This window comes from Arthrobacter sp. BK1 (assembly GCF_056680055.1).
In genome coordinates, this window is the sequence record NZ_CM155263.1 from 314,940 (window position 1) to 329,196 (window position 14,257).

A 14,257-nucleotide genomic window follows, 5' to 3' on the forward strand; every position below is an offset into this window, starting at 1 on the left:
CCATGCAGACCATCCGTACAGTCACGTTCCCCGACCGGGACCTCCTCGCCAGGGTGCAGCCTCTCCCGGCCGGCATCGAGGCCTCGGTGTGGGATCTCCGCTCCGAGCCGGAAGGCATCGCACTGGAGGACATCGACGCGGTCATCCTCCCGTATCTGGATGCATCCGCTGTCCTCGGTTCGCTGTCCAAGACCCCCAACCTGAAGTTCGTACAGACTCAGTCCACAGGATTCGACGGCGTCCCGGAAGCAGCAGGTCCGTCGGCTGCGGTAGCCAGCGCCTCCGGTGTGCATGCGGCGGCTACCGCCGAGCTGGCCATCGGCCTGATGATCGCCAAACTCCGCGGCATTGACCAGGCCGTACGCGACCAGCAGACCGGCAGCTGGCAGCCCCAGCGCCGCTCGTCGCTGGCGGACCGGCGTGTGCTGCTCGTCGGAGTGGGCGGCATCGGGCACGAAATCGCGAAGCGCCTCGAGCCGTTCGAAGTGGAGATCACCAGGGTGGGGAGCTCTGCCCGCGACGACGACGCCGGACACGTGCACGCATCCTCCGAGCTTGCCGCCCTGGCCGCAACCCACGACGTAATCGTGGCAGTGACTCCGCTGAACGAGCACACGCACCGACTGGTGGACGCGACGGTCCTCGCGGCCATGCCCGACGGCGCGCTGGTGGTCAACGTCGGACGCGGACCGGTAGTTGACACCGCAGCCCTCACCGCGGAAGTCCTGTCCGGCCGGCTTCACTGCGCCCTCGATGTCGTCGATCCGGAACCGCTCCCGGCGGACCATCCGCTCTGGTCCTCCCCCAACGCGCTGATCACTCCGCACATCGGCGGCAACGCCTCGGCCTTCGAACCCAGGATCGTTAAACTCCTCGCCAGGCAACTCAAGGCGCTGGCCGACGGCGAGCGCCCGGCCAATCTGGTCCAGGCCGGGCCTTTCTGACCGGACGTTACGCCACGTCCGAGCCTCATGCACCCTCCCCGTTGAATCCCACCAAGAGAAAACGCACCAGTCATGAAAAGCAGAGCCCTCGTTCAAAGCAAGTTTGAATCCCGCCTCTTGGCGGCCAGTTCCCAAACCAGTTCGGTGCCGGCTGGCGTTTCGGCGAACCAGCAGGCGAGCCGCACACAGGGGCGGCTGGGCACGGATCCGGCACGAGCGCAGTCAGGGTCAACCGAGCAACAGCCCCAGCGGAACCGCTTGAACAGGGCTTGAGGTTCGTGGCCCGGCCCCGGGTGCTGGACAGCGGACCGGGTGCGTTCGGGTGGGCACGCTGGACCAGAACGAGAAGCGCCACATTTTCAGCACTCAGCCTGCAAACGCGAAGATGCCCTGCACCTGTTCTAGATCCGGTAGGAGGAAGAACGGAACGAGTCCCGAGGCGCCGGCGGCGAGGTAGTTCCGCCATTTGTGGGCTGGGGCGCCCAGCCGTCGCGCATCGGTCGGGTTCAGGCCGTAGTCGAGAGGAATATCCCTGCCTACAGTCGCTCCGCGGCCAGACTTCTATTCATTTAGCAGCATCACTTTGAACGGACATCCGGCTCCGACGTGCGGCGCCGCGGCGGCCGGGCGGCCGGGCCGGCGGCGTTGGCGAGGTTGAACAGGTGCGCCCGCTCGGCGTCGTCCAGGCACAAGGCCCCGGCTATGCTCGCCAGCACCTGTGGAGAGGCGCCGCTGATCGCGCCGCGCTCCAGTCGGGTGCAATACTCCACGCTCAAACCGGCCAGGATGGCTGCTTCGCTACGGCGTAAACCCTTTACTCGCCGTTTCGCCCCGGCAGGCAAGCCAACCTGTTCCGGGGAAACCTGGGCGCGCCGCGAGATCAGGAAGTCACGTACTTCCGCTCGGTTGTCCGTGCCTTCCACGCTAGGCCAACCCCCGCGCAAGAGGGAGTCCCTCCCAGGGCCTCTATCCTGAGGGCACTCCAGCACGAGCCGAGGGGTCAGTTCGCGTGCCATTGGCTGCATAGCTCTTGCCCCACGGGGCATCGAGAGAGCCCGCCTGAGGGCGCGGCCGGCTACCGTGTGCCCTGACAGCGGGCCGTGACGTAAGGAACTGTCAGCGGCCACCTATCTCCGAAAGTGGTGCTGACAAGAAGACCAGGGTCGTGTGCCACCTCGGAAGGCACCTCAAGAGTGGGCTGTGCTTTTGCCTGTGCTGGTGCATAGTCCGCGCAGGCTCCGACCTGTGGTTCGCCCGGGGCGATAGCAGGAAAGCTGACTACGACGTAGCCAGCGTTCACGCCGAGCTTATCCGGACCTTCGCGCCTGGAAGACAGGTCATGCCCTTCCAGATGGACGCATCGGGAAGGGCAGCCTGAACTGCTGCCTCCGCCTTGGTCACGCGCTCCGTATCGGTCAGCGTGCTGACGGGATCTCCTGATGTGGACCTTGTCGAGGCTGGTTCTGGAGTCTCCTCGTCAGTCGGGGACACGGGCGCGGCACAGCCGGAGAGAAGCAGCCCAACAACAGCAAGGCAGGCCGGAACTGTGTAGCGAGAAGTAATTATGGGCTCACTCTACTGACGCGGGTGCCGTCTATCGGCGCGTCGATCGCTATCAACTGGTTCTTCGTCCGACACCGGCTCCCGGGCCTGCACAATGTAGTTTCTCGACGCGCACTAGGCCCGCCGTTTCGTGGAGCGGAATCCGGGCCGGCCGGAGCGCGCGCTCCTGGAACAGCTGATGGCCCGCCCGCCGGGACAGCCCAGGCATGCGGGACCAACAGTCTAGTTCTCGTACTCGCAGGCCACCTGGAGGGAGCCAGCGGCTTTAGTCCGCGTTATCGACGATCAGGGCAAGTACAAGTACGACTTCATCGGTCCGTTCCACGGCCGTAGCGGTTGACCGCTTTATGGACTCCTCGAGGGCTAGGCCTTGAGTAGTGGCTGTTGGCTCAATGCCGGCTCTTGGATCCTGGTGGCTATCCAGTCTCCAACGATCCTGGCGATTTCGTCGGAGTTCGCCTCGAAGATTAGTCCGTGTCCGTTTCCTTCGATCCCGTGTTCGGGCAGGTGGATCCGTTCGACGGCGGCGCCTGCGGTCTTGAGAAAGTCGACGATTTGCGGGGCAAAGGTCGCGAAGACGGATGCTCCTCCTGTGAGGACGGCAATGGGCGTCTCTTCCAGGGCTGGGATGCGTAGGGACCGGGCCGGCGCCTTCGCGGCTTCGTCGGCGCTTGCGCGCCGGGGTTCGTAGGCCATTGGGGCGGCCGTAAGTCCCCAGTCCAGCCGGCCAATTCCGGGGAACTCGGCAAAGGCCGGCCCTATCGGTTCCACCGCGACGATCGCCTTGACGAGGTCCGGGCGTTCGTTGGCGGTGAGCCATCCCGCGGGTGCGCCGGCGGAATGCGTGACCAGAACGGCGGGGCCGGTCAGGTCCAGGAGGCGTCCCAGACGGTCGGCATCCATCCTCTGGGACTCGGCGAGGTCCTCGGGCAAGGGCCCCATCGCGGCGACCAACTGGTCGATTTCATCCGAATCACTGGTGGAAGAGTATGACCATTGGGTTTGCTCGGTGGCTGCGTCGTCGGGATAGAAAAGCGACTTGGCGCCTTCGTAAGGGAACGGTGCCCCCATCTCGCCAACCACGGCGGGATGATACGGAGACCGCCCGTGGCCTGGACGGTCAACCACGTACACAACGAAACCGGCCTGAACAAACCTGGTCGCCCAACCTGGCCGTCCGTCGGGGGTGCCGGTCCAGTCCGTTCCCTGCCCACCCCCTCCGTGGATGAGGATCAGCGGGTAGGGATGGATTACCGTCTCGGGTGCCTCCCACGAGGCAAAGAGCGGGGCGCGTTGGACCGTGCCGTATGCGCCGGAGGTCTTTTCGCCGGCAATCCAAATCTGACCCCGTCGTGAGGTGATGAGCGGGTTGGCGGCATTATGGGGAGCAGTTGTAGGTCCCATGGGGAAACTTCCTTAGGTCGGGTTGCTTCTAGGCGTCTTGGGGGGCAAGGACGATATCGAAGCGCGTACGGGCCCAGGTCTGATTGCCGAGGCCGCGGCCGTCGGGGGTGGGGCCGCCGGGCGCCTGCTGTTCGAACTTCTTGATGAGGGATTCCTTGACGCCGAACACGGAGTCGCCAATCTCAATCTGAGGGTCTCCGTCAACGAAGATGTGCGTCACGAGGGTCCGCAGGCCGGGGGCTGTGACCATGAAGTGCAGATGGGAGGCCCGGACGGGGGACCGGCCCACGGCCTCGAGCATTTTCCCCACCGGCCCGTCGTGCGGGATCGGGTAGGGGGTCGGGGTGAGTCCCCAGAACGCGTACTTGCCGTTTTCGTCGGCGAACAGGTGGGCCCGTCCGGCGACCCTTCCGTCGGAGTACTGGACGTCGTAGAAGCCGTCGTCGTCCGCTTCCCACACTTCGATGCGCGCCCGTGGAACCGGATTCCCGTCGGTGTCGGTGACGGTTCCCTCGACCCAGCAGGGCTGGCCTGCCGCACCGCCGGCTATGTCGCCACCCTGGGGGATTTCGGGTGCGTCCTCCACAAAGAAGGGCCCGAAGACGGTGGCCTCGGTGGCGGCGGCGACACCGGCGTACGTGGTGTTGTTGATGGCGATGGTCTGCATGGACAGGCCCAGCACGTCCGAGAGCAGGATGAATTCCTGGCGTTTGTCATCGGTGATGTGGCCCGAGGCGGTAAGGAATTCGATCCCGGTGTTCCACTCGTCTTCGGTGAGGCGGACTTCGCGGACGAAGTTATGCAGGTGCCGGGTCAAAGACTGCATGACCTCCTTGAGGCGAGGATCTTCAGTCTTGTCGAAAGAGGCGACGACGGTGTCCACGAGTTGTCGCTCGACGGCGGCCTGGGCGGAAGAGATCGGTTGTGTTGATGAGGGTGCGGTCATAGCGGTTCCTTAGAGTCCGGGTGTGGTGCCGGACCAGGCAGCGGTCAGGAGCGCTTCGAGGTTCTCGACGGTGACGGTCCGCGGGTTCGACGCGGGTATGAAGGGCAGGATGAGTTGCGCGGCTTCGGGGATGTTCTCCTCGGCCAAGCCGTAGTCTTTCAGCGCGGTGGGCGCATCGAGAGCCGCGCGCAGAGCGTTGAGCCCGTCAACGGCGGTGTCAGAGCTGAACGCCGCTGCGATCCGCCGCTCGGCCTCCGGTGCGAAGGGTGCGTTGAAGGCGAGCACGTAGGGAAGCACGGCGGCGTGGGTGTGGGCGTGGGGCATGTTGTATGCCCCGCCCAGAACGTGGCAAATCTTGTGGTGCATCCCGGATCCTGCCGAGGCGAAGGCCACGGCGGAGAGGTACGCGCCATAGAGCGTCTCCTCCCGCCCGTCGCGGTCGTGGGGATCCCGCTTGATCGTGCGCAGCCCACGGCTCAGGGCCCGGATGCCCTCCGCGGCCAGCGTCTGGTTGATGGGGTCGGCCCGGGGGGCCCACATCGAGTCCACGCAGTGCGCGAGTGCGTTCAGGCCCGACGCCACCGACAACTCCACGGGCAGTGCCAGCGTGAGGCGGGCGTCGTAAATGACGGTGGCCGGTAGAACCTTATCGTCGACGCCGGTGGTCTTCCGGGCGTCCTCGGTCAGACCCCAGACGTTGGTCGCTTCGGAACCCGCATAGGTGGTTGGCACCGCGACGATGGGCAGGCCCGAGGTCATCGCGATGGCCTTGGCCAGACCGATGGTGGATCCGCCGCCGACGCAGACCAACAGGTCGATGCCACGCTCGGCTGCGGCGGCGCGGCCCTTCTGCGCCTTCTCAAGCGGGACATGCGGAGCCACGTCGGCGTAGTTCAGGGCAACGTCGACGTCCTTCGTGATGTTTTCCACAACCGCGGACTGGGATGGAGATGCAATGACCATGACCCTTCGCGCCCCCAGCCGCGCGATCTCGGAGGCCAGATGTTCCCCGGCCTGCCCGGTCCCGAACAGCACACGCTGCCCGAGGGTGGTGTGCTCGAACGTCAGACTCATTTCCGTTTCCTACCCAACGACCGAGGCTTCGCTCAGCGAATGCCAGGCGCGATTGTGGTAGACCAGCGGGTGGGTGCTTTCCGCATCGTGTTCGATCTGGTCCGGAACGCTGACCTGAAGTACCTGGACGGCCACGACGGTGGAGTCCCCGGCCTCCATCCGGTTGACAATCCTGCCGCGCAGCCATGCGTTGGCGCTGTGGAGTATCGGTTCTCCTGTGACCAGTCGGGACCAGGTCGATGTGTCGGCGAAGCGGTCGATGCCGCTGGTCGCGAACGTCTTGGCCAGTTCGAGCTGGCCGGCCCCCATGAGGTGGACGACGATGGTCTCCGCATCGCGGATTGCTGGTGTGGACGAGGAATGCGTGGAGAGCGAAAAAACCAGCAACGGGGGGTTCGCCGAAACGGAGAACACCGAGCTCGCGGTGAGCCCGACGGGCCCGTTGACGCTCTGGGTGGTGATGACGGACACGCCGGCCGGATGGTTGCGGAAGGCGGCCTTGAAGTCGTCGGCGCTGACCGTTTCGGCGAATGCCGAGGCGGGACCGGCCGGGGGCCGGACTTCGTGTGCGGATTGAGATGTCATGGTGGCTCCTGGGAAGTGGGGGGTCGGTGCGGTGTGTGGGCTCTGCGTGGGCAGGCTGGTGGCTACTTCTTGACCAGGTTGAAGTAGCTCCACTGGGAATCCTCGGCCAGGCCGGTCAGGATCTTGCCGCAGTTCTGCAGGACGACCGGACCGGATGTGACGTGCTGGGTCCCGGCGTGCATGTCGCGGAAAAAGCGCTGCAGGTCTCCCGAACGCAGGGCAGCGGTGGCCGCCCACTTGTAGACGGTCATGCAGACATCGTGCGCGGACCAGGTGGCGTTGTTCAGCGCCAACCTGGTGAGTGTTTCCTGCTCGCGGGTGAGCTTTTCGCCGCGGCCGAGGGTGGCCTCGTTCCCGGACCAGACCTCGAAAACGAACGCGCGGGCGGAGCGGAGCTTCGATTCGGCCTGCGCATACTCCGCGTAGTACTGCTCGGTGTCCACGCTGGCGCCGGGGTTGCCGGTTTTCTTCTGCGCGAGTTCGCGCATTTCGTCCAGCAGGCGGCGTGCGACGCCCAGGGCCCACCCGGCGTGGTTGATCCCGGACATGTTCGCCAGGCCCATTTTGTAGAGCGCCCCCCCGTTGAGGGGTTCCATGGTGGTAGCTGTGTACGTGAACGCCGTCGGGACGAAGACGTCCTCGCAGACGTAATCGATGCTGCCGGTGGCCTTCAATCCCATGACATCCCAGTTGTCGATGAGCGTGGCCTGCTCCTTGGGGAGGGTAAAGATGAGGGCCTCACCCGTTTCCTCCACGATTGCGGCCGTGTGGATCCAGGAGGCCTGGGGCATGCCCGAGGCAAAGCTCCACGACCCGGTGAGCTTGTAGCCGCCCTCTACCTCGTTGGCCTTGCCCATGCGGGTGCCCTGCCCGGCGATCAGCGAGTAGCCGCCGTCGGGAAAGATCGTCCCGATAGCCTCGGCACCCAGGTAAGCGGCCGTGGTTCCTGTGATCATCTGCAACGCCATCACGACCCAGCCCGCGGAGGCATCGGCGTAGGCCACGGTCTCAATGGCCTCAATCACCTGCCGGGGCGAGGCCTCGTAGCCGCCCACGGACCGCGGGATTCCTAAGCGGAAGATGCCCGATTCGTGGAGCGCCGCGGTCACTTCGTCCGTGAGTTGGCGCCCGGCCTCGTTGGCCTCACCGTTGGCCTTAAGCACCGGGGTAATGGCGTGGAGCCGTTCGAGCAGATCGGAAAAATCGCTCATCTCGTGCAGCTGGGTTGTCTCTTCGACGAGTTCCTGCGTCATGGTGTTTCCTCACATCTGTGTGAATGGGGCGTTTCCATGAGTGTTACAGGTCACAGTCTCGACTGGTCCGGCATGGCGCGAACGGGCAACGTGCATGGCAGAACGAGACAAAACGGGCCGAAAACCGGGGGCATGCGGTCCCCCGCGCGGGCTATGGCTGGCGTGCCCGGCCCCGATCCCTGGCCTCGCGTGCGGTGAATCCGAACTTGTTCCTGAAGGCCCTGGAGAAATGAGCCGCCGAAACGAATCCCACGGAGACGGCAACGTCGCCGACCTGCAGGTGCCCGGACCCCGTCTCCGTCAGTAGCTGGTGCGCGCGCTCCAGGCGGGTGTCCATGACGAACCGGGCGACGGAGGATTCCTCCACTGCGAAGACCCGGGCGAGGTGCCTGTCGCTGATGCCCACGGCGCGGGCAATGCTTGAGGTGCTGAGGTCCGGGCGGTGGAAGTTCCTGCGGATAAAGCCCTTGGCCGCCAAGAGGTAGGCCTGGCCCGACGACCCGGCGTTCGACCCGACAAGGAGCCCGAAGAGATCGAGCGCGTCCTCTTCCAGCAACGCTTCGGGGGCTGTCGTGGACCGAAGGGTGCCTTGGATGACCCGGGCCAGGGTGCGCGCATGTTGATCGGCCGCGACGCTCTCGCTGCCCCTGAGCACGCGGGGCTTGCCCGGGCTGCTGCTTCCGGTGTTTTCCCGGAAGACGTCGCGGGGCATTTCGAGGATGAGCTGCCTCATGGGCGTGTGGAACCCATACATGAAGGGCCGGTCGGCGTCGTACAGGATCGCGTCACCGGCCCCCAGGGTGTCGAACCCGTCCTGATGGTAGTAGAAGGCGTTCCCCTCGAGGAGCAGGCAAAACAGGACGGAGTCGGCGGGAAGCTGCCTGATATTGGAGGCAGCACGTTCAATGATGTGGTCGTTGCCGTAGATCTCGGTGAACCTCAGCCGCGTCAGGCTGAGGTTGTACATGGTGCTGACCACGCTGTCCCTGGCAAGTGTCGACACATGCAGGCCGATCAACGACTGCTCGTTGCGTTCCTCCCACAACCCCACCCGGCGGCTCACGGGAGCCTTCCTGGTGGAGAAAACACTCACCGCAGGAACCGCCGACCCCGCCTTGGGCGCAGGCCCATCGGATGCCCCGTTCGGCGGGATCCCCGCAAGGTTAGAGTTCGTCATCGGACTCCTTAGATACAACGCAGACGGCCCAATGGAGTCGCTGTCCCATAAGGCGATTGTACGTCCCCTCTGATTTTTCCTCCCGCGGAGCTGGCGCTCTGGGCCGCCCGCGCGGTCATTTGACTGTCCCGGCCAGACTTTATGTCCAGTTCGGACAATTTCACCTCGTTGGCTCCCGGGAAGGCCACGATGAGACCTGCATCACAAAGTCGTTGTGTCGACAGGTATCTGGGAACGCGCTCAGGCCACCACCCATGAAACACACGCAACGGATTTTGGCACCACTCACACAGAGGCCTTTTCCATGCCTCGCCCCTTCACCTTGCGTCCTTCCGAAAGGCCTATCTCATGATCTTGCGACAACGCCGCCGCAACCTGCTGGCATTGGCAGCCCTCCCGGCACTCCTGGTTACGCTGGCCGCCTGTGGCGGTCAGGCTGACACCGCGAACGCAGGCGCCGGCTCCAGTGCCGCGGGCAACGCCTCCACCGTGGCCGAGGCCACGGCGCTTGCCGGGGAGATGAAGCAACCGCTCAAGGAGGAGATCCCCTCCTCGTCCGCCAAGATTGCCTCCGGCAAGTCGATCGTGGTCATTCCCTGCACCTATGCTTCAGAGGCGTGTGCCCGCGGCGCAGACGCCGCCATGGAGGCAGCGGCCTTCCTCGGTTGGAACGCCCGCATGATCGATCCCGCCGGGGACCCCGAGAAATCGCGGCAGGCAGTGGACCAGGCCGTGCAACTCGGTGCCGACGGTATCGTCTTTACTGCCGGCGTCGGCGACCTGATCGAGAACAACCTCCAGGCGGCCCGGAACGCCGGGGTCTTCACTGTCACCACCATGGAACCGGAAGACAAACGGTTCGACGTCAGCATCGCACCCGATGAGGACCTCGCCGGCAAGATGGCCGCAGCCGCCATCGCTTCTGACAGCAAGGGCTCGGCGAAGGTCCTCGTGGTCACGGATCCCCAGTACCCCTCCGTCAAGCTCCGTACCGAGGCCTTCACGACATGGTTGCCGAAGCTGTGCCCCGACTGCGAAATCGTCCAGACCATCGAGACGCAGTTCTCCCAGATGCAGACCAACCTGCCCGCCCAGGTACAGGCCACCCTCACCGCAAAGCCCGGCGTCAACTACATCTGGACCTACACCGGTGCCGCCGTCGCCTCGCTGCAGCCGACCGTCGAACGCAGCGCCAATGGCGATGCCATCCGCATGCTTTCCTTCGATGGAAACTCCGCGAACCTGGACTTCATTACCCAGGGAAAGAGCCAGGCATTCGATGTCATCAAGCCCATGGAATACACCGGCTACCTCGCTGTCCATGAGCTGAACAGCCTGTTCGCGGGCGAAACCAAAGGCGCCAAAACCCTGACGATGCCGGCCCGCCTTGTTGACGCTGCCTCCATGCCTAAACTTCCCTGGACCGGAGACACGGACTGGAAGGGCGCCTTCGAGAAGCTCTGGACCCCCGCCAAGTAGGACCCGCCTGCTGCCGGGCTCAAGGCTGCTTCCAGCCTCAAGCCCGGCGGCAGTTGAGTCGAGGGCGCACAGGCTCCCCCACGATCCGACCACTGAGGATGCAGTCCATGACCCACACCCTTGAAATCCCTCCTCCTGCCGCGCTGAGCGTCCGGAACATCAGCAAGACCTTTGCCGGCCAGCGCGCCTTGGACGATGTCTCCTTCGATGTTCCGGCGGGGAAAATCACCGCGCTGCTCGGCATGAACGGCTCCGGCAAATCAACGTTGATCAAAATTCTGGCGGGGATCTACACTCCGGATCCGGGAGGAACGCTCAGCATCCGGGGCCGGGACCTCAGGCTGCCCCTCACCCCGGCCCAGGCTCATGACACGGCGGGACTGCGTTTTCTCCATCAAGACATCGGGCTTGTCGACAGCCTCACGGTCGCCGACAACTTCGCGTTGGTGGACCGGTTCTTCGCACCCGGGCCTCTGGGACCGATCAACCTGCGCCGGCAGCACGAACACGTAGCCGCGACACTCGCCCTGCTCGATATCGACCAGGACCCCGGCGCCCTGGTTGGATCGCTCTCGCCGTCGGCGCGGACCATGATCGGCATAGCCCGCGCCTTTCAGGACCGGGACCGCGGCATCGAAGCGCTCCGCCAGAACATTCTCGTGCTCGACGAGCCCACGGCCTCTCTCCCGGCGGACGAAGTGGACAAGGTCCTCGGGATCCTCGAGAAACTCAGGGACAACGGCGGGACCGCCGTGTACGTCAGCCACCGCATCGACGAGGTCCGCCGAATCGCCGACCAGCTGGTGGTCCTCCGCGACGGCCAGATGGTGGCCGAGGAACCGCTCGGGACCAAACTCGGCAGCGACATCGTGTCCCTGGTCATCGGCAGGGAACTTCAGACCCGGCAGGACAAAACCCTCAAAAGCAGCGCAGGCGCCGTGGTCTTGTCCGCGACGAACCTCCACGGCAACCGGCTCGCCGGCGTGAACCTGCACGTCCGGGCCGGAGAAATCCTCGGGATTACCGGCCTGATCGGGTGCGGGCGAAGCGAACTCATCCGAATCCTTGCCGGTGCACAGCACCGGCATGACGGCGAAATGGAGCTCTCGGGCACCCCGTATTCCCCACACGACCCCGCCTCCGCCGTTGCCTCCGGCGTTACCTGCGTACCGCAGGACCGTCGCAAGGACGGGTGCGTGCTGGAGATGACCGTCGGCGAAAACCTCACCCTCGGCCGGCTCCACCACTACACCACGAATGGCACCATCGACCGGCGCCGGGAACAGGCAGCCGCCGCACAGCTGGCGAAGGACTACCTCGTGAAGGCCGCCGGGCTGCAGGTGCCTATCCGTGCCCTCTCCGGTGGAAACCAACAGAAAGTCGTCGTTGCCCGTGCCGCCAGCGGCAACGTCAAGGTCCTGCTGCTGGACGAGCCCTCGCAAGGCGTCGACGCTGCGGCGAAACACGAAATCTCCGAACTGCTGCGAACCCTCGCAGCCTCTGGCGCGGCCATCATCCTTGCCTCCACGGATTACGACGACTTCATCGACCTCGCCCACCGTGTCGTGGTGCTTGACCGAGGACGCGAAGTCGCGGCGCTCGAAGGCAGCGACATCACCGGCGACCGCCTCGCCCTGGCCTGCACCACATCCGCGCACGCCAATTAACACTCCAACTGCAAAGAAACCCATGAGGTACCAAACATGACCCCCAGCAGCAGGGACCTACAGCGGCCACGCGCCCTCCGACTCCCCTCCCCCGGCGCACTGATGAAGAACTACGGCATCGCGATCTTCCTGATCCTGATGATCATCGTGTTCTCCACCCTCATGCCCGCAACCTTCGCCACCGAAGGAAACCTGCGGATGATCCTCGCAGACCAGGCCATCCCGGGAATCCTGGCACTGGCAGTCATCCTTCCCCTCGCCGTCGGGGAATTCGATCTCTCTGTCGGTGCGAACCTCGGCATCTGTGCCATCTTCGGCATCATCCTCGCTGACCAGGAACTCCCCCTTGTGCTGGTGATTGTGCTCCCGATCCTGCTCGGAACGCTGATCGGCGCGGTGAATGCCTTCATGAACATCGTTGTCGGAGTCAACGCCTTCATCTCGACCCTTGGCATGGCCACCATCCTGGGCGGCCTCAACCTGCTCCTGACGAACAGCACCCTGATCACGCACGCTTCCAAGGCGTTCACCTCCTTGGCCGGCACCAAGGTTCTCGGCCTGCAAACCGTCCTGGTCTTCTTCGCCGCCGTCGCAATTGGCCTCTGGTACGTCCTGGAAAAAACACCGTTCGGCCGCTACCTCCGCGCCACAGGCATGGGCCGCGATGCGGCCCAGCTCAGCGGTGTCCGCACCAACCGCTACCTCGCCGCGGCCTTCATCGGCGCAGGCTTCCTCGGTGGACTCGCCGGAATGCTCCTGGCCTCGCGGTCCGGCAGCGCCACACCCAACCTGGGCCCTGAATTTCTCCTTCCCGCGTACGCCGCCGCATTCCTCGGTGCCACCGCCATCCGGGCCGGCTACTTCAACGTCTGGGGCACAGTGATCGGCGTATACCTGCTCGCAGTAGGCGCCAACGGACTCGTCATCCTCGGAGCGCAAACCTGGGTGATCAATATCTTCAACGGCGTCGCGCTCCTCGTGGCCGTTTCCGCAGCCACCCTCGTGCAGCGCAAAAAGAAGAAGACAAAACCGGGCCTCGCGACCAAAGCCAAGAGCGCCGCCCCGGTAGCTGTCAGTTAGGAGACCTACCAGTAAGCACAAAAGCACCAAGCTCTGCACGTTGCCTCGCAATGGATGCATTCGGCCCCACCTCACAGCCAATGGAATCAGCCAATCAGGAAGGACCCAGCACATGTTGAACGGAGGGCCGACCCGAGTAGACCGTCTCAACCTATGTAAGCCCCTAGTGACCCACAAAGGAGACGCCATGCATGTAACGGGACACGGCGTCCAAACGCCAAACTGGACGATCACACTACCTGACACCCCCGATGACGGGCATTCCTGCTCGCCATCCCTGATTCATACAGCCTGGGCTGGATGGGATTACGAGCCTTGCCGCCATCACCAGGAAGTCCGTAAATCCTAGGCGCTTGGCCTTAGAGGCAGTAGCCCAGTAGCGGCACAAGGAGTGTCTGCGCGCGTACCAACTTTTGCACCTATGACCGCATTGTTATCAGGAACTTTAAGGCCCAAGCAGTCTGCGACGAAAAGGAACACCATGTACATCCGCAAGACCTCGTGCGGTGCGACTCCTGGGATAGCAATCCCGGTCCTCGACCCGGAGCAGCTACAGGGGAGGGAAATTGAGATAGGCCTGTACGGTCGCATCATCGATGCGGGTGTGGTCGACTGCATAACTGCTGATGGTTCCGTGTTGTGGCTAAAGCCGGACGCCCTGAACCATCGCCGCCTGATTCAGCTCTCTCCGGGACTTGATATCCGGGTCCTGGCGTCAAATGACATGGTCGTTGTTTAGATCTCCTAACCGGCTGCTCCCCGGGGACGCCGTGCCAGAAGCGACTTGCAACCCTCGTGACGGGGGCAGTCCCACGCAAGGTCAAGCGGGAGATACGGCTCCACTCCCCCGTTGGCCTTTTCAAGCCACGCTACTGGTACGCGTTCATAGTCGATTTCGAACAATTCGAGCTTTCTGAACAACGGCGTAGGACCAGTCAGATCAAAGTTGTGGCGAACGGCCCCTTGGGCAGCCGGAGCCACCAAGCCCGGAAACCTGTCTCGCGTGCCGAGGTTACGTCCATTGAAAAACACCCACCCTGACGCGTTAGGACATCGTGGGGATGGGCTTTGGCGGGAGGTCGCGG

At 64.4% G+C, this 14,257-nt stretch carries 11 protein-coding genes and 1 pseudogene; 5 read left to right on the top strand and 7 right to left on the bottom strand.

Annotated features, from left to right (window positions below):
• Positions 1-2: 2 nt before the first annotated feature.
• The gene (locus AC1MCA_RS01440; protein WP_479800698.1) at positions 3-944 is read left to right on the top strand and encodes a 2-hydroxyacid dehydrogenase; all 942 of its coding nucleotides are present in this window, start codon (positions 3-5) and stop codon (positions 942-944) included.
• Positions 945-1,546: 602 nt separating this feature from the next.
• Here the strand turns inward: AC1MCA_RS01440 and AC1MCA_RS01445 are convergent.
• The 7 genes and pseudogenes from AC1MCA_RS01445 to AC1MCA_RS01475 all read right to left on the bottom strand — a co-directional run.
• A pseudogene (locus AC1MCA_RS01445) lies at positions 1,547-1,867 on the bottom strand (helix-turn-helix domain-containing protein); the annotation flags it as partial.
• Positions 1,868-2,870: 1,003 nt separating this feature from the next.
• Positions 2,871-3,911 (bottom strand): alpha/beta fold hydrolase, encoded by a 1,041-nt coding sequence (locus tag AC1MCA_RS01450; RefSeq protein ID WP_479800699.1) that lies wholly within the window; start codon positions 3,909-3,911, stop codon positions 2,871-2,873.
• Positions 3,912-3,939: 28 nt separating this feature from the next.
• Entirely contained in the window at positions 3,940-4,857 is a 918-nt protein-coding gene (locus AC1MCA_RS01455) for a dioxygenase family protein (RefSeq protein ID WP_479800701.1), read from the bottom strand.
• A 9-nt stretch (positions 4,858-4,866) separates the two neighbouring features.
• Positions 4,867-5,931 (bottom strand): maleylacetate reductase, encoded by a 1,065-nt coding sequence (locus tag AC1MCA_RS01460; RefSeq protein WP_479800702.1) that lies wholly within the window; start codon positions 5,929-5,931, stop codon positions 4,867-4,869.
• Positions 5,932-5,940: 9 nt separating this feature from the next.
• A complete protein-coding gene (locus tag AC1MCA_RS01465; protein WP_479800704.1) occupies positions 5,941-6,516 on the bottom strand; it encodes a flavin reductase family protein in 576 nt (191 codons plus the stop codon).
• A 62-nt stretch (positions 6,517-6,578) separates the two neighbouring features.
• The gene (locus AC1MCA_RS01470; protein ID WP_479800705.1) at positions 6,579-7,769 is read right to left on the bottom strand and encodes an acyl-CoA dehydrogenase family protein; all 1,191 of its coding nucleotides are present in this window, start codon (positions 7,767-7,769) and stop codon (positions 6,579-6,581) included.
• Between the two features lie 151 nt (positions 7,770-7,920).
• Positions 7,921-8,946 (bottom strand): helix-turn-helix domain-containing protein, encoded by a 1,026-nt coding sequence (locus AC1MCA_RS01475; RefSeq protein WP_479800707.1) that lies wholly within the window; start codon positions 8,944-8,946, stop codon positions 7,921-7,923.
• Positions 8,947-9,294: 348 nt separating this feature from the next.
• On the opposite strand from AC1MCA_RS01475, the gene AC1MCA_RS01480 reads away from it, so the two are divergent.
• From AC1MCA_RS01480 to AC1MCA_RS01495, 4 genes are all read left to right on the top strand, one after another.
• The gene (locus tag AC1MCA_RS01480) at positions 9,295-10,425 is read left to right on the top strand and encodes a sugar ABC transporter substrate-binding protein (RefSeq protein WP_479800709.1); all 1,131 of its coding nucleotides are present in this window, start codon (positions 9,295-9,297) and stop codon (positions 10,423-10,425) included.
• A gap of 107 nt (positions 10,426-10,532) precedes the next feature.
• The gene (locus AC1MCA_RS01485; protein WP_479800711.1) at positions 10,533-12,092 is read left to right on the top strand and encodes a sugar ABC transporter ATP-binding protein; all 1,560 of its coding nucleotides are present in this window, start codon (positions 10,533-10,535) and stop codon (positions 12,090-12,092) included.
• A 36-nt stretch (positions 12,093-12,128) separates the two neighbouring features.
• Complete coding sequence (locus AC1MCA_RS01490; protein WP_479800713.1) at positions 12,129-13,172, top strand: ABC transporter permease; 1,044 nt, start codon at positions 12,129-12,131, stop codon at positions 13,170-13,172.
• A 481-nt stretch (positions 13,173-13,653) separates the two neighbouring features.
• Complete coding sequence (locus AC1MCA_RS01495) at positions 13,654-13,911, top strand: hypothetical protein (RefSeq protein WP_479800715.1); 258 nt, start codon at positions 13,654-13,656, stop codon at positions 13,909-13,911.
• Positions 13,912-14,257: the final 346 nt, after the last annotated feature.

Bases quoted from the DNA above. Each gene is read 5' to 3' on its own strand.
- AC1MCA_RS01440 (WP_479800698.1), top strand. From the start codon at position 3: ATGCAGACCATCCGTACAGTCACGTTCCCCGACCGGGACCTCCTCGCC.
- AC1MCA_RS01450 (WP_479800699.1), bottom strand. From the start codon at position 3,911: ATGGGACCTACAACTGCTCCCCATAATGCCGCCAACCCGCTCATCACC.
- AC1MCA_RS01455 (WP_479800701.1), bottom strand. From the start codon at position 4,857: ATGACCGCACCCTCATCAACACAACCGATCTCTTCCGCCCAGGCCGCC.
- AC1MCA_RS01460 (WP_479800702.1), bottom strand. From the start codon at position 5,931: ATGAGTCTGACGTTCGAGCACACCACCCTCGGGCAGCGTGTGCTGTTC.
- AC1MCA_RS01465 (WP_479800704.1), bottom strand. From the start codon at position 6,516: ATGACATCTCAATCCGCACACGAAGTCCGGCCCCCGGCCGGTCCCGCC.
- AC1MCA_RS01470 (WP_479800705.1), bottom strand. From the start codon at position 7,769: ATGACGCAGGAACTCGTCGAAGAGACAACCCAGCTGCACGAGATGAGC.
- AC1MCA_RS01475 (WP_479800707.1), bottom strand. From the start codon at position 8,946: ATGACGAACTCTAACCTTGCGGGGATCCCGCCGAACGGGGCATCCGAT.
- AC1MCA_RS01480 (WP_479800709.1), top strand. From the start codon at position 9,295: ATGATCTTGCGACAACGCCGCCGCAACCTGCTGGCATTGGCAGCCCTC.
- AC1MCA_RS01485 (WP_479800711.1), top strand. From the start codon at position 10,533: ATGACCCACACCCTTGAAATCCCTCCTCCTGCCGCGCTGAGCGTCCGG.
- AC1MCA_RS01490 (WP_479800713.1), top strand. From the start codon at position 12,129: ATGACCCCCAGCAGCAGGGACCTACAGCGGCCACGCGCCCTCCGACTC.
- AC1MCA_RS01495 (WP_479800715.1), top strand. From the start codon at position 13,654: ATGTACATCCGCAAGACCTCGTGCGGTGCGACTCCTGGGATAGCAATC.